This is a genomic window from Candidatus Diapherotrites archaeon, assembly GCA_016205145.1.
GTDB lineage: Archaea > Iainarchaeota > Iainarchaeia > Iainarchaeales > JACQJH01 > JACQJH01.
In genome coordinates this window covers 345,446-363,692 of record JACQJH010000001.1, presented here as the reverse complement: position 1 = coordinate 363,692, position 18,247 = coordinate 345,446, and the positions used below count along the sequence as shown (strand labels likewise).

The window sequence follows — 18,247 nt, the reverse complement described above, 5'->3', positions numbered from 1 at the left end:
AAGCGGTCGCATATTTAAAAAAACACCCCACAACAAATCACTAATATGAAAACAAAAACTGTCTGCGTTGCCGGCCTTGGATACGTTGGATTGCCCATTGCATTGGAATTTGCCCGGCACTTCAAATGCATCGGCTTCGACACCAGCAGGAAACGAATTGAAGAGCTTTCAGCCGGAAACGACCGCAACAACGAAACGCCTTCCGCGGAACTCAAAAAAACAAAAGCGCAGTTCACTGCAGACGAAAATCGCATCCGCGAAGCAGACCTGGTCATAGTGACAGTGCCCACGCCGGTAACGGAAGACAATCTTCCGGACCTGTCATTCGTCGAAGGCGCGTCAAGGACGGTCGGCAGGAACCTCAAAAAGGGCGCGATTGTCGTGTTCGAGTCAACGGTCTACCCCGGCGCGACTGAAGAGGTTTGCGCGCCCATACTTGAAAAGGAATCCGGCCTGAAATGCGGCAGGGATTTCAAAATAGGCTATTCGCCTGAACGCATTAATCCGGGCGACAAGGAACATTCCCTGTCAAAAGTCAAAAAGGTTGTTTCGGGAATGGACAATGAAAGCGCGGAAGAAATCGCGCAATGCTATTCAAAAATAATCGGAGCCGGAGTTTTCAGGGCCAAAAACATCAAAACCGCGGAAGCCGCAAAGGTCATTGAAAACATACAGCGCGACCTCAACATAGCGCTGGTCAACGAGCTGTCGCTCGTCTTCGAAAAAATGGGCATAGACACCGAAGAAGTTCTTGAGGCCGCGGGAACAAAATGGAATTTCCTCAGATTCAGGCCCGGCCTGGTCGGAGGGCACTGCATTCCGGTCGACCCGTATTATCTCACATGGAAAGCCGAACAGCTCGGCTATACTCCCAACGTCATTCTTGCCGGACGGGAGACCAACAATTCAATGCCGTTGCATGCCGCCGGACTACTTTTCTCTGCTCTTGCCGAAGCCGGAAAAAAACCGGAAAACGCCCGCATCCTTGTTCTCGGCCTGACTTTCAAGGAAAACGTCAAGGACCCGCGCAATTCGGGCGCGGAAAAAATCCTGAAGGCACTCAAAGGCAGGGTAAAGGAGACGATTGCATTCGATCCTCTGCTCGAAAACGAGGAAGTCGAAAAAGAATTCGGCGTGAAAAACACCGCTCCGGAAAAAATTGCCGGAAAAGTCGACGCAATAATCATTGCTGCAGCGCACGACAAAATCAGGGCAATCGGCCTGCATGGGCTGAAAGCATTGTGCAATGAAAGGCCGTGCCTCGTGGACCCCAAATGGGTTTTTTCCCGCGCTGAAGCGGAAAAGGCGGGCTTCATTTACAAGAGATTTTGAAATCAGATGGGTATCGAGCCGCGCGGGCTTCCAGTGTAGGGGCCGCCCCTCACACCCCCGAATGTTTAATGCGAAAATAAAACAGATGGGTACTGAGCCGCGCGAAGTACCAGTCGTCGCTCCACGCAGCCGAAACTGCGTGTTAAAACCACCAGCCGTACGCCAGAACAATTGCCCCGATGACGCATGCCGGCAGAATGAATTTGAAATGCCTTTCTATTTCGGGCCGGAAGACGATGAGGGTTATTGGCAGGACCGTCAGATAGAAGCGGTCGATCTGCCCCGGCAGAAGCTGTATCGGGCCGAAAAATCCGCTGGGGATGTAGAACGCGGAGAACGCAAGCGAAACCCAGAAAATTTCGGACTGTTTTTGCCTGAAGCGCAGCCACGCGAAAAGCGTTGTCGCAATGAAAAGGAAAATTGCGGCGCCCGAAACGAAAAGCTCTTTCAGGCTCATCGCGGGAACAGAGAACTGCAGGCCTCCGCCCCTCAAAAAAATGCCCAGCGGCTGGAATGGGTCGGAAAAGAAAACCGCATAGTATGCTGAGAGCAGCAGCGCGCCCGCCGCAGGCAGAAGCAGGAATTTTGCGTCTGAAAGCCTGCGGCGCTGCAGGAACATTGAAAAGGCGAGCGCGGCGGAAAGGAAAAAGCCCGTGCCGCGCGCGAGAATTGAAACGCCCTGCATCAAAAAGGACTTTGCAAGCCTGGCCTGCGAATAAAGCCACAAGGCCAGGATTTCAAACAGCAGGAACAATGGTTCGGAGTAAACGCCGTGAGAGAACAGTATGAACTGCGGGAAGAACATGAATGCGAGCGTGAGCCTTTTCGAGCCGGTCCAGAAATAAAACGCGAGCAGTGCAAGGGTCGAGGCAAGGAACTGCACGAGCAATGCGGAGGCAACCGGATTGCCAAGCAAAACATTCGGAATGGCGGCAAGCGCAGGAAACAGCGGAAACTTGTTGCCTGACGGAGCATTGAAACGCGAAAAATCGCCTATCTGGAGAAGGTAATGCTTTGAATCTCCGATGGAGTAAGCGGAATGCGGGACCACCAGGAAGCCAAACAGGAACATTGCGGCCTGCAGGAAAAGGACCGCGAAAACAAAGTTTTCCTTCACGGTTTTCAGCAGTGCCATCGCCTCACCTGCCCGCAAAATAATCAATGGTTTTTTTCAGGCCATCGTCCAATGAAACTTTCGGTTCCCAGCCCAGCGCTTTTTTCGCAAGGGAAATGTCGGGCTTCCGCCTTGTGGGGTCGTCCTGCGGAAGCGGTTTGAAAACTATCCTCGATTTCGAGCCGGTGAGCGCAACAATTTTTTCCGCAAGCGCCTTGACGGTTATTTCCTGCGGGTTGCCGAGATTGACGGGCCCGGGCGCCTTGGAATCCATCATGGCATGAATGCCTGCAACCAGATCCGAAACATAGCAGAACGACCTTGTCTGCGAGCCGTTGCCGTAAACCGTTATGGGTTTTCCCGCGAGGGCGCTTGGAATGAAATTCGGTATGACGCGGCCGTCGTTTTCCCTCATGCGCGGCCCGTAAGTGTTGAAAATGCGGATGATTTTCGCGTCCACTCCATGTTTCCTGCGGTAAAGGCTGACAATGGTTTCGGCAAGGCGCTTGGACTCGTCATAGCACGCCCTTTCGCCCAGCATTGAAACATTGCCGTTGTAGGATTCCCTCTGCGGGTGCTCCAGCGGCTCCCCATAAACCTCGGAAGTCGATGCCTGAAGGAAAACCGCGTTGTTTTTTTTCGCGAACTCAAGCATGTTCCTCACGCCATCCGTGTTCGTGCGGATGATTTCAAAGGGAATTTTTTCGAAATCCGCGGGCGATGCAGGCGAGGCGAGATTGAAAACCTTGCCGATTTTTTCATCAAGGCGCAGTGGCACTGCAATGTCGTGCTCAATCAGGGAAAAATTCCTGTTCTCCAGAAGGTGCGCCACGTTTTTTTTCTGCCCCGTGCAGAAATTGTCGGCGCAGAAAACCCTGTGGCCTTTTCCAAGCAGAAGGTCGCAGAGATGCGAACCGATGAAGCCCGAACCGCCCGTTACAACAACAGATTCCATCACAGACCGACCACAAAAAAATCATTCAAGCAATTTTTTAAGGTAAGCCCTGAACTCCGGCCCGATGTCCTCGCGCAATAGGGCGAACTCGACGACTGTCTTGACATAATCGAGTTTTTTTCCGGTGGTCAGCCATTTGCCGTCAAGCTCCAAAGCAAAAAGCTTTTTGGCGGAGGCAAGCGACTCAAGGGCGTCGGTCACGAAAAGCTCTTTTCCCGCAAGAGGCGTTTTTTCAAGTATGCCGATCACTTCCGGCGTGAGCAGATACCTGCCCACAACCGCGAGGTCGGAGGGCGCGTCCGACAGCTTGGGCTTTTCAACGATTTTTTCGACGCGTGACAGCCTTTCCGGGGAAGATGTTTTCACGACGCCGAAATGCACCACTTCTTCACGCGGCACTTTTGAAACGGCCACGACGCTCGCGTTGCACTTTTCAAACGCGCGAATGAGCTGTCTTGTCGCGGAAACCCTTGAGAGGACAACGTCGTCTGAATAAAGCAGGACAAACGCGTCTCCGCCGACAAAATGTTTTGCAAGCAGGACCGCGTCCCCGGGACCGGAAGGTTTGGGCTGTTCCACGAAAACGAGGCGAGCGAGCGATTCAATGCGCTCAAAATCCTTCACGCAGTCATGCTTGCCCGCGCTTTCAAGCAGTTTGTTGAGGCGCGGATTCTTCGCGAAATGCTGCTGCACCTGCGCTTCGCCCTTGTTGACGACAACGCAGATGTCTTTGATTCCGGCTTCCGCGAGTTCCTCGACAAGGTATTGTATGCCCGGCTTGTCGACAACCGGGAGAAGGGGCTTTGAAACAGCCTTTGTGGCGGGCAAAAGCCTCGAACCCAGGCCGGCTGCGAGAATGACGGCTTTTTTCACAGGCATTGGAATTTACCTTCCGATTGAAACGTAAGTGAAACCGCGCCTTGCCATCTCCGCCTTTTCGAAGATGTTCCTGCCATCAATCACTACCGGCGATTTCAAGGCAGACTTGACCCTGGCCAGGTCGAGTTTTGCAAACTGCGGCCATTCCGTAAGGATTACAAGCGCGTCCGCATCCTGAATCGCGTCAAACTCGTTGCCGCAATACGAAACATTGCCGGAACTTATAAGGCTTTTTGCGCGCTCTTCCGCCTCTGGATCGAATGCAAAAACCCTGGCGCCCTTTTCAGCGAGAGCGCTGATTATGTCCACGCTCGGGGCCTCGCGCATGTCATCAGTGTCCGGCTTGAAGGCAAGGCCCAAGACAGCTATTTTTTTGCCCTTGACCCCTCCGACCGCCTTTTCGATTTTCCCGACGAAAAGCGGCCTCAGCCCCTTGTTTACGTTTTCCACTTCCTTGAGTATTGAAAAATTTACGCCATGCCTGTCCGCTATCTGGATGAACGCCGAAACGTCCTTTGGAAAACAGCTGCCCCCGTAGCCTATGCCCGCGTTCAGGAACTTGGGGCCGATGCGGCTGTCCAGGCCGACGCCTTCCGCGATAAGCTTTATGTCGGCGCCGACGGCCTCGGAAAGCATTGCAACCGAATTGATGAACGAAATCTTCGTGGCAAGGAACGAGTTGGCGGCATGCTTGATTATTTCCGCGCTCTTTATGTCGGTGAACAGGATTTTTGCCTTGAGCGGAGCGTACAATTCCCCCAGCTCCTTCCGCGCATGCTCAGAATCCGTGCCAACGACAATCCTGTCGGGCTTCATGAAATCGCCGACAGCGGAGCCCTCGCGCAAAAATTCCGGGTTGGAAACGACCTCGAACGAAACATTGCCGTGCGAGTTCGCGGCCAGGATTTCAAGGACCATCTCGCCGGTTTCAACCGGAACCGTGGACTTTTCAACCACGATTTTCGGCTCCTTCGCTGACAAGGCTATTTCCTTCGCAACCGCGCGCACGAAAGACAGGTCGGCGGTGCCATCCTCCTTGGGAGGCGTGCCGACGGCAATGAAAATGATGGCGCATTTGCCGACCGCTTCAGGCAGGCTTGTCGTGAACGAAAGCCTCCCGTTGGCGGAATTTCTCCTGACAAGTTCCCCGAGGCCCGGCTCGAAAATCGGGATTTTGCCGGCCCTGAGCATCGAAATCTTCCTCTCGTCTATGTCGACGCACGTTACGTTGTGGCCCATGTCGGCGAAGCAGGCGCCCGCAACCAAACCGACGTAACCCGTTCCCACAACGCACACGTTCTTCACATTCGCCAAACAACACACCTTTTTCATAAAACAGGCAACGCAAGGAATATAAACAATAATGTGCCCGGCAAACCATTAAAAGTATGATTGGCTCATATGATATATGATACAATATGAAAAAGGCGAAAACCGCACCAACCGCCGTCAGCCGCTTCCGTCCGGCTGGTCCGGAACCAAGGCAGCCTGCTGACGCAGGCCGCCGAGTCAGCATCAAATATTTCTGGGGCTTGATGGCATGAGAGTCAGGGCGACCATAACTATCAAGAAGGACCTGCTTGAGCAGGTCGACAGGCTTGTGGACGGCACAAGCATCAGGAGCCGGAGCCAGGCAATGGAAAGCCTTCTAAGCAAGATCCTCTCCGACTTCAGGCTCAGCCAGGCGCTTGTGCTCGCGGGCGGAAGGAAAAGCGAACTGCTGTGGAACGGCAGGCCGAAATTCCTCGAAAAAATAAACGACAAGGCCCTGCTCCAGACGGTAATGGACTCCATCCACGAATTCAACGTCAACAATTTCCTGGTCTACGTTGACAGCAATGCCGAGGAAATCATTTCAGGCATCAGGGCGAAAAGCCCGCCTTACGCAGTGGACTTCATCGAAGGCGACAGGCCGACCGGAACCATAAGCCCTTTGCTCAAGGCAAAGGCAAGGCTGAAGGACACTTTTCTGGTGGCATACGGCGACACCATAACCTCAATCAACCTCAACGACATGCTTTCGTTCCACCGAAAGAACAAGGCGATCGCAACCGTTGCCCTCACAACAGTGAGCAACCCGAAAAAGTACGGGGTTGCGACGCTTGAAGGAAACAACATAGTCGACTTCGTGCAGAAGCCGACAAAAAACGTGCAAAGCTATCTCGTCAACGCAGGCTACTTCATTTTCGAGCCGGAAATCTTCAAATACGTTTCAAGGAACATGGAGAACATCGAGCGGGATTTGTTTCCCAAGCTTGCGGAAAAACGGCTGCTGTTCGGCTACCCTTTCCAGGGCGTCTACCTGAACGTGAACTCGCGCGAGGACTTAAGGAAAGCGGAAATACTGCTTTGAAAAAAATGGTCAGCCGAGCAAATGGCGCTCCCATGCCCTCAAGTCGCCCGCGATTTTGCGTTTCAGGCGCGAAACGGTCGTAAACCTTATGTCGGCTTGCAAATTTTCTTCCCCGGATACTGCCGCAAGTTCTGCCGCCAAGCCGTTCATTTCCGCATTTGTGAATTCCCCGTCCGGAAAAACTATCAGCCTCTTTCCGTCAGGCGCAACACAGCCGAAAATCTCGTGATCGCGCAAAAGCCGGGTGAATTTGAAAGCCTGGCCGGAACGCCCCTCCAAACGGCGGAAAACTCCCGCAAAGTCATCAAAAAAGGCCGCCCTGCCGGCCTGCCTGTTTTGAAGCAGGTCGACCAGCCGGTCAACCTGTGCCTTCCTGCCACGGAAATTGCGGAGCCACCTGCGCAAGCCCGGAAAAAGAACATTCCTTTCACGGCCTTGTTCTCCCGCAGGCCCCGGCCCGCGCCTTCCTGCAGAACCGCCTTCGCTTCGCATATGGAAAAAATAGCGCACCATGCAATATTAAGTTTTGGGTGAGGGCAATCAGGCAAAACCGCGTTTCACTTTTTCAAGGCCCTGCGAAACGTCTGACATTGCAACGCCTTTTCCTTCAAGCTTTTTTATGCACAGGCTGGAATCACGGGGCCTTTTCGCGGCCTGCCAGACTTCATCCGAGGAGACCGAGCGGAGCAGGCTTTTGTCCAGGCCGAAAACTTCCGCGGCTTTTTCCGCGAAACCGAAACGCGAAACCGCCTCACTGCCGGTGCAATGGAACAGGCCATGCGCGTCCCTGTCCAAAAGCTTCAGGCACGCGCCTGCAATGTCGTCGATCAGGGCCGGAGAGGTTTTCTGGTCAGTGAAAACCGGAACGCTTTTGCCGGCGGAAAGGCTGCCTAAAACCCAGTTGAGGAACGTCTGCTTGTCGTTTTCCGAGTTGCGGCCGTAAAGGCTTGAAATGCGCAGAACCAGTGCATCGGCCCGCTTCAGGAAAAGCCTTTCCGCCTCAAGCTTCGTCTTCCCGTAAACGTTCAAAGGGTTCGGCAAATCGTTTTCCCTGTAATCGCCTTTTTCGCCGTCGAAAACAAAATCGGTCGAAAAAAAAACCGGCCGCGCATTGAATTCGATGCACGCGTCCAAGACGTTTTTCGCGCCCAGAACATTCACACCCGCGGCTTTTGCAGGATCGGCCTCGCACGCGTCAACGTTCGTCAGGGAGGCGCACAAAAAAACCGTTTCAGGCGCAAACCTTTCAAGGCACGAAAAAACCCTTTTGCGGTCCGCGATGTCAAGCGCAAATTCGCTTTCCGTGCCGATTGACGCGCAGTGCGTTTCAAATCCTTCCGCCGAAAAAACCGTCAAAAGCTTTTCCCCGAGAAAGCCCCTGCCGACAACGAGAACGGATGACATTAAAAAAAACCTGTAGGTTCAGCCGCCCTTTGCAACGTTCCATTTATATGGTATTTCGGGCGAATCAAATGGAAACCTGTGCTCGTCCGGCTCCTTGTAGTTGTAGGTTTCGCTCGGCACATTGACAATGAACGCCTCTTCTTTTCCTTCAGCGCAGAAGCCGTGGCAGACGAAAGCGGGAATCTGGATGAGCCTGGGCTCCTCGGCCGATACAATGAACTCGTTTATTTTGCCGAAAGTCTTCGAGTTCTTGCGCATGTCGTAAAGGACAATCCTCGCAACGCCTTTCACAACGCAGAAGCTGTCCGTCTGCTTCTTGTGGTAATGCCAGCCCTTTGCAACGCCCGGATTGCACGCGGTCATGTAAACCTGCCCGAACTTCTTGAACTCAGGCCAGTCGGGGCGCATGATTTCCATGAGGAAGCCGCGGTAATCGGAAATCCGCTTCAACTGCTTCACGGCAACGCCTTCAATCATTTCCACGAGAATTGCACCAAAAGAAATTGGCAGGCTAACTTATTAAAATATAGTTGAAGGCACAATAATTCAGGCAATCCGCCAAGCCGAATATATTATGCGCACGGCCCAAAAAAGGTTTGATAAAATGAAAGTATGCCTCTTCGGAAGCTATGACAGGGACTATGCGAGAAACGCATCCGCAATCGCCGCCATCAAAACCTTTTCGGAAACCGTTGAATGCAATGCGCGGGAAAAAAAATTCCCTTTCAGCGCAGTAAGGCTTTTTTTTGCGGGAATGAAATGCGACTTCGACATAATGTGGGTGTGCTATCCGGGGCATCTTGACATGCTTGCGGCGAAGGCGGTGTGCATGCTGAAAAGGAAGCCGCTGGCATTCGACCTGTTCATTTCAAAATTCGACGCGGAAACCGAATACGGCTTAATCGAAGGCGGTGCGCAGCAGTCTAAACGCCTCATCGAAAAGCACGGCATGAAGCAGTTTTCCCGCAAATCATTCCACGCAAGGCTCCTGCACTCCATCGATGCCCTTGCCTGCAGGCTTGCCGACAGGGTTTTTCTCGACACTGCACAGCACGCGCAGTTCATCGCAAAAGAATTTTCGGTTCCGGAAAAAAAGCTTTCATGGTTTTTCGTCGGCGCAAATGAATCTGCGTTCAAGCCGGCGGCAAAGCGCAGAAGCGTGCGGGGCAAAAAATTCAGGGTCTTGTTTTACGGCAACGTCACTCCGATGCACGGCTTTCCGCATATAGTCGAGGCGGCGAGGATTCTTGAAGGCGACAAGGACATTGAATTCGAATTCGTGGGCGCAAACCTGTTCTTCAGGGAGGAACGGGACAGGAAGGGGCGGCCCGCAAACGCAAAGTTCTCGGAAGCGGTGCCATTGCAGGAATTAGCGCGAAAAATTTCGGAAGCCGATGCTTGTTTGGGCATTTTCGGTGAAACCCCGAAAGCCCGGCGCGTCATACCCAACAAGGTTTTCGAGGCAATGGCAATGGCAAAGCCGCTCATAACGATGCGTTCCGACGCGGTTTCCGGCGTGCTGGCGGATGCAAAAAACGCATTGCTTGTCGACAAAGGAAATGCTGGGCAGATTGCGGATGCCGTGAGAAGGCTGAAAAACGATCCCGCGCTCGCGGAAAAAATTGCCGGGAACGCGCGCAGGACGTTTGAGGAAAAATTCTCAAGCGAAAAAATAGGCGCAAAAATAAAACGCGGACTCGAAGCAGTGGTGAAAAAATAATGCATGCGGCAAAAAAAATCGGAAAGGCATTCATTCTTGCGGGGGGAAAAGGCGAACGGCTCATGCCTTTGACCAAGGACACGCCCAAGGTCATGGTCGAAGTGAAAGGCAAACCAATCCTCGAATACAACGTTGAACTCGCGAAAAGGTTCGGCGCAAAAGAAGTCGTTTTGGGCGTCGGGCACCTGCATGAAAAAATCCGCGATTATTTCGGCACGGGAAAAAAATTCGGCGTGAAAATCGTTTACAGCGTTGAAAAAGAATTCTTTGGCACGGGCGGGGCGCTGAAGCTCGCGCAAGGCTTTTTCGATTCGGATTTCCTGATGATGAACGGCGACGAGCTTAAAGACTTCAATCCGGAACCGATTCTCAAAACGCATTTCGCCGAAGGGGCGGTTGCAACGCTCGCACTAAAGGAAATCCATGATGCCTCGGAATTCGGCGCAGTGAGGCTTGAAGGCGGCAGGATAACGAGCTTTGACGAAAAAAATGCCGTGACAAAAAACGCAACCGTTAGCGCCGGCCTCTACATCCTCGGCCCGGAGATTTTCAATTACCTGCCGGACGGAAAGTCGAGCATCGAGCGCGACGCGTTCCCGAAAATCGCCGCGAAAGGAAAGCTGTTCGGGGTTCTTTGCCAGGGCCAATGGCTGCCGACAGACAACCTTGCGAGACTTGAGAAAGCAAGAAAGGACTGGCAGGGCAAACAAAAGTAGGCTACTTTACCGGAATTACCGGAAACTCTTCGCCTTTTGGCACTGCCGGAACGAACTTGTAGAACAGGCCGGGAAAAGGAACCTTTTTCGTGCGCACAAGGTAGAGCAGAAGGCCGCACAGGATTATCAAGGCCATGTTCGCCGCGACTGTCACGAAAACTATGCGCACGCCGAGAAGGATGTTTTCGAAGAGCACGAGCAATGGCAGAAGCGTTATGGAAAAGACAAGCGAGAATGCCAGGCGTTCCAACCCGTCAATGTCGCCTTTTTGCGGAAAAAAGCCGAGGCAGAAAAAATAGCCCGGCACGAGCAACGCGAATGCCAGCGAGGCAAAGCCGTAAATTATTTCCAGAACCATGAAACAGAATAACTGCGAACAGCATTTAAAAGGTTTTTTGTGGTTTGAGTTGGTTGCGGGCAGAAAAAAAGGCAAACGGCAGCGGCGTGGTCTTCCTGGGTTTCACAAAAAAACAGCTTGAAAGGCATTACGCGGAAAAGTACCCGGAAAAGCGGCGGGGCTTCGCCGACCTGGCAATATTCAACATCGTTTTTTCGGAGATGGACAGGAAACTGCTCGATGTTGGCTGCGGCTTCGGCGAAATGATGTCCGCACTGAAGGCATTCAACTTCGACGTGAAAGGCATAACCGCAACGGACTACGAGGCGAAGGCGTGCAGGGAAAAGGGCCTTGACGTCATAAGCGGCGACGCCGGCGAAAAGCTTCCATTCAAAAGCGCGGAATTCGAATCAGTGACAATGCTTGACTCGATCGAGCACATGAAAAATTATGCAAACGCGCTCAGGGAATGCTGCAGGGTACTGCGCAAAGGCGGGAAGGTCCTTGTGTACACGCCCAACCGGGAAGTTTACCGCAAGCACGATGACGGCCATCTTGCGGAGCATGAAAAGGAATTTTCCGCGCAAGAGCTGAAGGCGGAGCTTGAAAAAGCCGGGTTTTCAAACGTGCGCTTTTTGTCAAAAAAATTCTTTTACCCCAAATACTTTTTGCTCAAGCCATTGGACTTTGCCCTGCCCAAGGCAGGCCTGCCGTACCTGCTTGCATTGGCCGAAAAAGCGTAAAGCTGAAAATTAAAAAGTCATCAGCCCATAATCTATCCGATGGGCTACCTCGTCACGGTTGTCGGCGGCGGGCCGACAGGGTTGAATTGCGCGCTCAAAATAAAGGAGCACGGCTTTGACGTCGGCGTAATAGAAGAGCACAAAAAAATCGGCGAACCCGTCAACTGTTCCGGCCTGGTGTCGAAAAGCGGGCTCATCGAATCAGGCTATTATGACGAGGACGTCATAGTCAACCGCATAAGCGGTGCGAAAATTTTTGCGCCCAACAATGAAAGCATTGAAGTGAGAAGGCAGGAAACCGTTGCAGTCGTATTGGACAGGGCAAGGTTCGACCAGAGCATTGAAGCCAAGGCGAAAGCGAAAGGCGTTGAAATAAAATTCGGCGCAAAAGTCAGGAGCATCCGCGGAAAAAACCTTTTCCTTGAAGCGGGGCACGGCGAAATGATAAAATCCGACATCGTTGTCGGAGCGGACGGCGTCAACAGCACTGTGAGGCAGGCAGCAGGCATAGGCTTGGGCAGGGAAAACTTCGTGCACGCAATCCAGAGGCTTGCCGAAGGAACATTCACGCCGGACATGGTTGAAGTGCACGTCGGCAGGTTCGCGCCCGGATACTTTGCCTGGGTCATACCGAAAAGCGAAAAAATCGCGGAAATCGGCCTGGGCGCAACGCTCGGCACCAACATCAATTCCGCGCTGGAAGAATTCACGGCAAAGCGCGGCGAAATGGTCGACTGGATCGGCGGCCCGTCGAGCTTCCTCATTCCATGCGGCCCGCCGATGAAAAGCGTTGTCAAGGACAACATGATGCTTGTCGGGGACGCGGGCATGCACGCCAAAGCCACGACGGGCGGCGGCATAATCCTCGGCCTGAAGGCATCTGAAATCTGCGCGCAGACGATCGCCTCGCACCTCATCCACAAGTCGCCGCTTGAAAACTTCGACAAAAGCCTCGAAGGCATAAACAAGGAGCTTGCATTGCACTGGAAAATGAGAAAATACGCGAACTCCCTGAGCTACGAGCAGATGAACAATTTTTTTTCAAAGCTCAAAAAAGCCGGCATAAAAGAAGTGCTCGAAGAACACGGGCACATGGATTACCCGAGCAGGTTTGTCGGCAAGATAATCGCAAACCCGCGCTTCTGGTTCATGGCGCCCGAATTCATGAAATTCCAGATGACATGAGCGGCCGCAGGCTTTCAGCTGCAGCATTGGAAAAGTTTTAACCGAACAAAAAAAGCTTTAACCGAATAATTTATATATTCGGGAAACCATAAAGCGTTTCTGCGTTGTTCCACGGAGGCGGCAAAAATGTTTGGTAAACCCATTGCTTTTTTGATGTTTGTTGCATTGTTCGCGGCTTTTGCGTCCGCGGCAAGCTGCGATGTTTCCGCAACGCCGGCCATTGTCGATATTGACAACGATTACGGCGCGAATGCCGGAAGGGTCACGGTTTTCGGCGAAGGGCTTGCAGGCGGTTTCAACGGCAATACCAAAGTCGAAGTGAACTGCAATGCGGGAAACGCCTTGCCCGGCGCGAACGAGGATGCCGTGACTGCAAGGATTGCTGCTTACACAAGCACAACTCTGTCGTATTCGGGCGCATACTGCACTTACAAAGCCTCAGGCAAGGACGTCGACTACAAGGTGTCGGCCAAAATTTTTTTGGATGACGTTGTCTGCAGCGGCGGCTACTGCTTCACCGACATTACGTGCAAGAATGGCGCGAACGATTATGCGGCTGTGACAGTGAAAGCTTCCTCCAAGGCCGGCACGGCCCCTGCTCCGGCTCCAAGCCCGGCACCCGCACCAACCCCGCCGGCACAAGACACTTCGTGCAAGAACGGGACCGTTTGGGACCGCACAGGGTACATTCTTTGCGGCTGCGAGGGGTTATACGCATGCGGCGCCGCGCCCCCGAACGGAAAGACCTGCAATGGCGGGCTTGTTGTTGACTCAACAGGCAGGTGCTTCAAGCAGGCGCAAGCCGCAACCGGCACCGAGCGGGAACTGAGGTTCGCGCTGGATTGGACATGGAGCCTTGTCGGCGTGCCATACGCAGAAATTTCAAGCGAGAACCATTCATGCGTTTCAAAATTCTATTACTACGACAAGGAAAACGGCAAGTACCGGAAAGTCACTGACCTGAAAGACAAGAGCCTCATCGGAAAAGGCCTGTGGGCCAAAAGGGCCAGCCCGAAAAGCGCCAGCGGCGACTGCACAATAAAGTATACGGGCAAATTCCTGTCCGAACAGGCAATAGCGCTGAAAAAAGGCTGGAACCTTATAAGCATCCAAACGGAAAAATCGTTCGACACTGCAAAAAACACGAGCTGCAGCATACTCAAAGGCCCGCTCACTTACAGCGGGTTCATTGAAAACGGAAAGCCGCAGGGCTACTACAAGCGCGACCAGCTTAATGCCGGAACCGGCTACTGGATCAAAGTTGCCGATGACTGCATTCTTGGCAGCGAAGACGGCGAGGAAGCGCCGCCAGCCGCACCGGAATCAACCGATGAAATAACAGCCTCGCAAGATTCCGGAATAACCCCGCAAGGAACAAGAGGCAGGCGGTATATTGAGGATGCGGGATGATGGATAAAATGAAATTCAAAAATTTGGCATTATTGGCATTGCTTGCATTAATCCTGCTTGCAGGATGCACACAATTTCCGCAAACCGCCAAAAGTGCCGATGCAGGCGGCAAACAAGCGGCAATAGAGGATTCCGACCTGCCCCCTGCACCGCCAAGCGACAACGAGGAAATACAGGCGATTGCGGAAGATGAAAGCGATGCGCCTCCGGCCATTCCATCAGAAGAAGATGAAATTCCCGGCATTGAAGCCGGCAAGGCAAGCCAGTCAAATCCGCAGGAATTTGCCGGCTCATGGCGCGCCCTGTCCTCAAGGCTGTTTTATGACGCGGGCGGAGGCGGGGACGTGGGAAGCGGAACAGGGCACCGGCTCGAAATAAACGCGGACGGGACATGGCAGTTCAGCAGCTCGGCCGGAAAGTGGAGCGTTGCCGCGATTGAAGACGCGGACTGGACGAAATGGAAAGTCGATTCCTATGGCCCGGCAAGAAAAATCGTTTTAGACAACTGGAACGGCGGGATCGCGGACGGGCCGATTGAAGAATCCGATGGACAGGTAGATTTTATCTGGCTGATTTACCGCGCAGAGCCGCCAACCGTTTCGGCCCCGGGACAAGTGCAGGCAAAATACGGCCATGCGGACTGAAAAAAAAATAATCCGAATTCTTTACAATGCCAAACAGACAAAAACCAGCCGAGCTAGGCAGTGGCATACGGCAGAAAGTAGTATGCCGCGGTTTCTTTTTTGGGTTCCTAAAAAAAAAAGGCCGGCTTACTCGGCGTGTCACAACGCAGGGGCTAGCGCCCCTTGCAAACCCCTTGCGTGGTATTGCTTGCGCAATACCACTTATGCACAAACAGCATACCCGGCGTATTGCGATCAGCAATACGCCTTGGTTCGTACCAGCCGGACGAGACGGCTGCGGACGAAACCGCTTAGCCCCGGAGAGATTCGAACTCTCGTCTCGAGGTCCAGAGCCTCGAATCCTTGGCCACTAGACTACGGGGCTAGAATGGCAGAAAGAAATTATTCGGGAGAAGGCATTTAACTTTTGCGTTTCGGCCTTATTTTCCGAAGCGCCTTTGCCTTTCATCGTAGTCCGCAATCGCCCTGTCAAGGTCGGTGCGCGAGAATTCGGGCCAGAACTTGTCGCAGAAGTAGAGTTCGGAGTAAACGCTCTGGTATGTGAGAAAGCCTGAAAGGCGCTGCGTGCCGGAAGTCCTGATTATCATGTCCGGGTCGAAAGAGCCCCTGTACAGGTAGTCCTTGAACGAGTCCTCGTCTATCTGGTCGAGGCTTATTTTTCCGCGCGCGAATTTTTGGGCGATTGCCTTGGCCGCGTCGACTATTTCGGTCCGGCCATTGTAGCCGATTGCCAAGTTTATTGTCTTGTCGGAAAAGTTTTCCGTGCATTTCTCGGCCTTTGCGATTTTGTCCTGCACTATTTTCGGCAGGAGGTCCGTGCGACCGACAAAGTTCAGTTTCACCTGGTGCTCTTCAAGCAGGCTGTTGCCTTCAACCCTGTCCAGCTGTTTCTCGAAGATTTTGAAAAGCAGCTTGAGCTCGGATTTTTTGCGCGTGAGGTTTTCCAGGGAAAGCGTGTAAAACGTGCCCACCCTTATTTTCGGGTAATCTGAAAGCCATTTGACCACATCCCATGCCTTCTGCGTGCCCAAGGCATAGCTTTCCGCCAGGGAAATGCCATTGCTGACGGCATACCGCCTGTTTCCGTCGGGAATGAAAGCAACCGAGGATAGTTCCATTTGGCCGCACCAAAAAAAAACCGGTTTTTTTTCCGAAGCCGGTTGTAAAGTTTATTCTTTTAATAGCTTTTAAAAGGATATCATTTAAAAGCCTGAAAGCGATTGTTTTGTTGGTACAAATGCCAAAAAGCCAAGCAGGAAGCGTTTCGGACAGGAAAATCCGCGGAATGGAAAAAATACTGGGCGTGCTGAGGAAAAGGCTCGGCAGGATTGAAAGGCGGATGCCGCATCCTGCCAAAGAAAAGCAGTCGCCGAAATACTCGAAAAGCCTCATCGAGGAAATAATCGTGCCCGAACTGTCACTGCTCAAAGACAAAAAGTAAATAGAACAAAAAGCCGCCGCACCGGCCGCAGTGCAGGCACACAAAAACATTTTAAGCGGGGCGCACTAATTCTTGCGGATGATTTTCAACAAAACCCGCAAAACAAAAATCATTGCAAAGTCCAAGGTCATTTCCGCTTCCTGGGACAAACTGCGCGGCCTCATGTTCGAGGACACGAAAAAATTCGATTACGGCCTTGTTTTCGTGCTTGACTCCGAATCCAAAATCGGGGCAAGCGTGCACATGATGTTCGTGTTCTTCGCGATTGACATAATTTTCCTCGACTCGAACAGAAAGGTTGTGGACATCGCAGAAAGCCTCCAGCCGTTCACCCCGAATTACACGCCGAAAAAGGCCGCGAAATACTTCATCGAACTGCCCGCCGGAAAGGCGAAGGGCGCGCGGTTGGGCGATGAAATAGAATGGGAGTAAAGGCCTGCTGCCTTTGGATATTTTTATTAAGCCGGGGGAGAATAGAATACTTATGATTTCATACCCTTCGCCCGACAAAATCATAGAATTCAATGTTTTGGCGTTGAGCGTTCTGAAGGCGAAGAAATCTGATTCGGCAAAGGTTTTAAGCAGGGCAAAGCTTTCAGAGGCCGTCGAGAATTGCAGGAAGCTTGACGGGGACATTTACGCGAAAGCTGCGGTTCTCCTGAAATGCCTCGTTCAAGGCCATGCCTTTGCCAGCGGCAACAGAAGAACGGCGTTCATTGCAATGAAATATTTTCTGGCGGAAAACAATTGCCGCACGGCAATACCCGACAACCCCGAAAATGCCAAAATTTTGCTTGGCATAAGGGAAAACCATTATTCGGATTCGGAGATAACGGAGTGGATAAAAAATGGCAAAATCAGAAAATTTGAAAGACAGCATTAAGAGCAGGATTGTTTCCGAAGAACTTGAAGAGTTCAACAGGCTCATAAAAGGCCACGAAAAGCTTTTGACCGCGATAGGGAAGCTCTGAATTGCGACAGCTCCTGAAGCCCTTTGGCGTTCACGCCAAACCATGCCCGGAAAAAAGGCCGCGAAATACTTCATCGAACTGCCCGCCGGAAAGGCGAAGGGCACGCGCCAGGGCGACGAAATAGAGTGGGAATAAAAACAAGGCTTGTCATTGTTTTTCCGCGACAATAACAAAATACGGCACGGACCGCGGTTCGGCGCCAGTCAGCACCCGTATAACAGAGAGCGTATCGGGGGGCGGCGCCATTTCTTCTCTTGTGTGCGTTTTGAACCCCGACCGATTAAGCAGTTTCTCCAAACCCGAAACTGAAAGGGTTTTGGGCCGCGGCACATCCCTTATTCCCGGCCCGGCATAGTTTATTATGACAAGTTTTCCGCCTTTCCGCAGAACCCTGAATATTTCTTTGAAGGTTTCAGCCGGCCTGTTCAGATACCTCACGCCATTAACCATTGAAACCGAGTCAAACTGATTGCCAGGAAAAGGAATGCCCGCCGGCCCAAGATGCGGGTCAATGTTTGCCATTACCTTGCGTGCTGCCGGGTTCACCCCAAGCATTTTGCCGGAAAGGTCCAATGCAACAGCGCCCGCATCCAACCCGGTCCCGGACATCAGGTCCAGCCTGTTCGGCCCCGAGCATTCAGCGTCAAGCAACGATTTCAAAAATTCCCTTTGCTGCAGGGCAGCCTCAATAGTACTAGCGCGCCTATCCCATTCGCGTTTTACCACCGCACGCCGGCGGCCCTGCACGGCACGCCTAATGCGCGGCAAAGGCGATTTTAGCATCACACATAATTCGCAAAAAGCCTATTTAAAACATCCTTTCCGAATGCCGGAATGGAAGCGAAAAAAATAAGAGGAAAGTTAAAAGGAAAAACAGGGTCCTTAACTTTCCTCCTTTGCCTTCTTGCCTTCTATTCAAGAACTGGGGTGATCCGTCGGTTAAGACCAACCACACCAGTACTTATGCGGCTTTTCGTGTATTTAATGCTTCCTGGCGGCCAAAAAATTTGTGCGCTTGTTATCGGAAAAAGTTAATCTGCATC

The 18,247-nt window shown here is 52.4% G+C and carries 22 protein-coding genes and 1 tRNA gene; 12 read left to right on the top strand and 11 right to left on the bottom strand.

Annotated features, from left to right (window positions below; genetic code table 11):
- Positions 1 to 45: 45 nt before the first annotated feature.
- A complete protein-coding gene (locus HY394_01745) occupies positions 46 to 1,332 on the top strand; it encodes a nucleotide sugar dehydrogenase (GenBank protein MBI4052738.1) in 1,287 nt (428 codons plus the stop codon).
- Positions 1,333 to 1,474: 142 nt separating this feature from the next.
- Here the strand turns inward: HY394_01745 and HY394_01740 are convergent, their stop codons facing one another.
- From HY394_01740 to HY394_01725, 4 genes are read right to left on the bottom strand one after another with little or no spacing between them, the layout of a single operon-like run.
- Complete coding sequence (locus tag HY394_01740) at positions 1,475 to 2,467, bottom strand: hypothetical protein (protein ID MBI4052737.1); 993 nt, start codon at positions 2,465 to 2,467, stop codon at positions 1,475 to 1,477.
- A gap of 4 nt (positions 2,468 to 2,471) precedes the next feature.
- A complete protein-coding gene (locus HY394_01735) occupies positions 2,472 to 3,401 on the bottom strand; it encodes an SDR family oxidoreductase (GenBank protein ID MBI4052736.1) in 930 nt (309 codons plus the stop codon).
- A 21-nt stretch (positions 3,402 to 3,422) separates the two neighbouring features.
- Positions 3,423 to 4,280 (bottom strand): UTP--glucose-1-phosphate uridylyltransferase, encoded by an 858-nt coding sequence (locus HY394_01730; protein MBI4052735.1) that lies wholly within the window; start codon positions 4,278 to 4,280, stop codon positions 3,423 to 3,425.
- Between the two features lie 6 nt (positions 4,281 to 4,286).
- A complete protein-coding gene (locus HY394_01725; protein ID MBI4052734.1) occupies positions 4,287 to 5,612 on the bottom strand; it encodes a UDP-glucose/GDP-mannose dehydrogenase family protein in 1,326 nt (441 codons plus the stop codon).
- Positions 5,613 to 5,820: 208 nt separating this feature from the next.
- Between HY394_01725 and HY394_01720 the strand changes: the two genes are divergently transcribed.
- Positions 5,821 to 6,633 carry a nucleotidyltransferase family protein gene (locus HY394_01720; protein MBI4052733.1) on the top strand — a complete coding sequence of 271 codons (813 nt, stop codon included), beginning with the start codon at positions 5,821 to 5,823 and terminating at the stop codon, positions 6,631 to 6,633.
- A gap of 9 nt (positions 6,634 to 6,642) precedes the next feature.
- On the opposite strand, the gene HY394_01715 is transcribed toward HY394_01720, so the two are convergent.
- From HY394_01715 to HY394_01705, 3 genes are read right to left on the bottom strand one after another with little or no spacing between them, the layout of a single operon-like run.
- Entirely contained in the window at positions 6,643 to 7,125 is a 483-nt protein-coding gene (locus tag HY394_01715; GenBank protein ID MBI4052732.1) for a hypothetical protein, read from the bottom strand.
- Positions 7,126 to 7,173: 48 nt separating this feature from the next.
- Positions 7,174 to 8,037, bottom strand: coding sequence for an SDR family oxidoreductase (locus HY394_01710; protein ID MBI4052731.1), 864 nt, complete (start codon positions 8,035 to 8,037; stop codon positions 7,174 to 7,176).
- An 18-nt stretch (positions 8,038 to 8,055) separates the two neighbouring features.
- Entirely contained in the window at positions 8,056 to 8,514 is a 459-nt protein-coding gene (locus HY394_01705; GenBank protein MBI4052730.1) for a dTDP-4-dehydrorhamnose 3,5-epimerase family protein, read from the bottom strand.
- Positions 8,515 to 8,641: 127 nt separating this feature from the next.
- On the opposite strand from HY394_01705, the gene HY394_01700 reads away from it, so the two are divergent.
- On the top strand, positions 8,642 to 9,757 hold the full coding sequence (locus HY394_01700) for a glycosyltransferase (protein MBI4052729.1): 1,116 nt from the start codon (positions 8,642 to 8,644) through the stop codon (positions 9,755 to 9,757).
- Positions 9,757 to 10,473, top strand: coding sequence for a nucleotidyltransferase family protein (locus HY394_01695; protein ID MBI4052728.1), 717 nt, complete (start codon positions 9,757 to 9,759; stop codon positions 10,471 to 10,473). The genes HY394_01700 and HY394_01695 overlap by 1 nt, the downstream gene beginning before the upstream one ends.
- 1 nt (position 10,474) lies before the next feature.
- Here HY394_01695 and HY394_01690 read toward each other — a convergent pair whose 3' ends face one another.
- Positions 10,475 to 10,831 carry a DUF1616 domain-containing protein gene (locus HY394_01690; GenBank protein ID MBI4052727.1) on the bottom strand — a complete coding sequence of 119 codons (357 nt, stop codon included), beginning with the start codon at positions 10,829 to 10,831 and terminating at the stop codon, positions 10,475 to 10,477.
- A 53-nt stretch (positions 10,832 to 10,884) separates the two neighbouring features.
- Between HY394_01690 and HY394_01685 the strand changes: the two genes are divergently transcribed.
- The 4 genes from HY394_01685 (at position 10,885) to HY394_01670 (ending at position 14,792) form a co-directional block, all read left to right on the top strand.
- Positions 10,885 to 11,553 (top strand): class I SAM-dependent methyltransferase, encoded by a 669-nt coding sequence (locus tag HY394_01685; protein ID MBI4052726.1) that lies wholly within the window; start codon positions 10,885 to 10,887, stop codon positions 11,551 to 11,553.
- Positions 11,554 to 11,592: 39 nt separating this feature from the next.
- Positions 11,593 to 12,738: an NAD(P)/FAD-dependent oxidoreductase gene (locus HY394_01680; protein ID MBI4052725.1), complete on the top strand. Its 1,146-nt coding sequence runs from the start codon at positions 11,593 to 11,595 to the stop codon at positions 12,736 to 12,738.
- A gap of 126 nt (positions 12,739 to 12,864) precedes the next feature.
- Positions 12,865 to 14,148, top strand: a complete 1,284-nt coding sequence (locus HY394_01675) for a hypothetical protein (GenBank protein MBI4052724.1) — start codon at positions 12,865 to 12,867, stop codon at positions 14,146 to 14,148.
- Positions 14,148 to 14,792 carry a hypothetical protein gene (locus HY394_01670; protein MBI4052723.1) on the top strand — a complete coding sequence of 215 codons (645 nt, stop codon included), beginning with the start codon at positions 14,148 to 14,150 and terminating at the stop codon, positions 14,790 to 14,792. Before HY394_01675 ends, HY394_01670 begins: the two co-directional genes overlap by 1 nt.
- A 291-nt stretch (positions 14,793 to 15,083) precedes the next feature.
- Here HY394_01670 and HY394_01665 read toward each other — a convergent pair.
- Both HY394_01665 and uppS read right to left on the bottom strand, forming a co-directional pair.
- Positions 15,084 to 15,156, bottom strand: a tRNA-Gln gene (locus HY394_01665).
- Positions 15,157 to 15,211: 55 nt separating this feature from the next.
- Positions 15,212 to 15,910 carry a di-trans,poly-cis-decaprenylcistransferase gene (gene uppS, locus HY394_01660; protein MBI4052722.1) on the bottom strand — a complete coding sequence of 233 codons (699 nt, stop codon included), beginning with the start codon at positions 15,908 to 15,910 and terminating at the stop codon, positions 15,212 to 15,214.
- A gap of 119 nt (positions 15,911 to 16,029) precedes the next feature.
- Here uppS and HY394_01655 point away from each other — a divergent pair, with 119 nt between their 5' ends.
- The 3 genes from HY394_01655 to HY394_01645 all read left to right on the top strand — a co-directional run bounded on the left by HY394_01655 (position 16,030) and on the right by HY394_01645 (position 17,116).
- Positions 16,030 to 16,233 (top strand): hypothetical protein, encoded by a 204-nt coding sequence (locus HY394_01655; protein ID MBI4052721.1) that lies wholly within the window; start codon positions 16,030 to 16,032, stop codon positions 16,231 to 16,233.
- Positions 16,234 to 16,311: 78 nt separating this feature from the next.
- Positions 16,312 to 16,665, top strand: a complete 354-nt coding sequence (locus HY394_01650; GenBank protein ID MBI4052720.1) for a DUF192 domain-containing protein — start codon at positions 16,312 to 16,314, stop codon at positions 16,663 to 16,665.
- 52 nt (positions 16,666 to 16,717) lie between these two features.
- The gene (locus HY394_01645) at positions 16,718 to 17,116 is read left to right on the top strand and encodes a type II toxin-antitoxin system death-on-curing family toxin (GenBank protein ID MBI4052719.1); all 399 of its coding nucleotides are present in this window, start codon (positions 16,718 to 16,720) and stop codon (positions 17,114 to 17,116) included.
- A gap of 235 nt (positions 17,117 to 17,351) precedes the next feature.
- Here HY394_01645 and HY394_01640 read toward each other — a convergent pair whose 3' ends face one another.
- Positions 17,352 to 17,864 carry a methyltransferase domain-containing protein gene (locus HY394_01640; GenBank protein MBI4052718.1) on the bottom strand — a complete coding sequence of 171 codons (513 nt, stop codon included), beginning with the start codon at positions 17,862 to 17,864 and terminating at the stop codon, positions 17,352 to 17,354.
- Positions 17,865 to 18,038: 174 nt separating this feature from the next.
- Between HY394_01640 and HY394_01635 the strand changes: the two genes are divergently transcribed.
- Positions 18,039 to 18,239 (top strand): hypothetical protein, encoded by a 201-nt coding sequence (locus HY394_01635; protein MBI4052717.1) that lies wholly within the window; start codon positions 18,039 to 18,041, stop codon positions 18,237 to 18,239.
- The last annotated feature ends 8 nt before the right edge of the window (positions 18,240 to 18,247 follow it).

Coding starts and splice junctions, on each gene's coding strand:
- HY394_01745 (MBI4052738.1), top strand. CDS start 46: ATGAAAACAAAAACTGTCTGCGTTGCCGGCCTTGGATACGTTGGATTG.
- HY394_01740 (MBI4052737.1), bottom strand. CDS start 2,467: ATGGCACTGCTGAAAACCGTGAAGGAAAACTTTGTTTTCGCGGTCCTT.
- HY394_01735 (MBI4052736.1), bottom strand. CDS start 3,401: ATGGAATCTGTTGTTGTAACGGGCGGTTCGGGCTTCATCGGTTCGCAT.
- HY394_01730 (MBI4052735.1), bottom strand. CDS start 4,280: ATGCCTGTGAAAAAAGCCGTCATTCTCGCAGCCGGCCTGGGTTCGAGG.
- HY394_01725 (MBI4052734.1), bottom strand. CDS start 5,612: ATGAAAAAGGTGTGTTGTTTGGCGAATGTGAAGAACGTGTGCGTTGTG.
- HY394_01720 (MBI4052733.1), top strand. CDS start 5,821: ATGAGAGTCAGGGCGACCATAACTATCAAGAAGGACCTGCTTGAGCAG.
- HY394_01715 (MBI4052732.1), bottom strand. CDS start 7,125: ATGCGAAGCGAAGGCGGTTCTGCAGGAAGGCGCGGGCCGGGGCCTGCG.
- HY394_01710 (MBI4052731.1), bottom strand. CDS start 8,037: ATGTCATCCGTTCTCGTTGTCGGCAGGGGCTTTCTCGGGGAAAAGCTT.
- HY394_01705 (MBI4052730.1), bottom strand. CDS start 8,514: ATGATTGAAGGCGTTGCCGTGAAGCAGTTGAAGCGGATTTCCGATTAC.
- HY394_01700 (MBI4052729.1), top strand. CDS start 8,642: ATGAAAGTATGCCTCTTCGGAAGCTATGACAGGGACTATGCGAGAAAC.
- HY394_01695 (MBI4052728.1), top strand. CDS start 9,757: ATGCATGCGGCAAAAAAAATCGGAAAGGCATTCATTCTTGCGGGGGGA.
- HY394_01690 (MBI4052727.1), bottom strand. CDS start 10,831: ATGGTTCTGGAAATAATTTACGGCTTTGCCTCGCTGGCATTCGCGTTG.
- HY394_01680 (MBI4052725.1), top strand. CDS start 11,593: ATGGGCTACCTCGTCACGGTTGTCGGCGGCGGGCCGACAGGGTTGAAT.
- HY394_01675 (MBI4052724.1), top strand. CDS start 12,865: ATGTTTGGTAAACCCATTGCTTTTTTGATGTTTGTTGCATTGTTCGCG.
- HY394_01670 (MBI4052723.1), top strand. CDS start 14,148: ATGGATAAAATGAAATTCAAAAATTTGGCATTATTGGCATTGCTTGCA.
- uppS (MBI4052722.1), bottom strand. CDS start 15,910: ATGGAACTATCCTCGGTTGCTTTCATTCCCGACGGAAACAGGCGGTAT.
- HY394_01655 (MBI4052721.1), top strand. CDS start 16,030: ATGCCAAAAAGCCAAGCAGGAAGCGTTTCGGACAGGAAAATCCGCGGA.
- HY394_01650 (MBI4052720.1), top strand. CDS start 16,312: ATGATTTTCAACAAAACCCGCAAAACAAAAATCATTGCAAAGTCCAAG.
- HY394_01645 (MBI4052719.1), top strand. CDS start 16,718: ATGATTTCATACCCTTCGCCCGACAAAATCATAGAATTCAATGTTTTG.
- HY394_01635 (MBI4052717.1), top strand. CDS start 18,039: ATGGAAGCGAAAAAAATAAGAGGAAAGTTAAAAGGAAAAACAGGGTCC.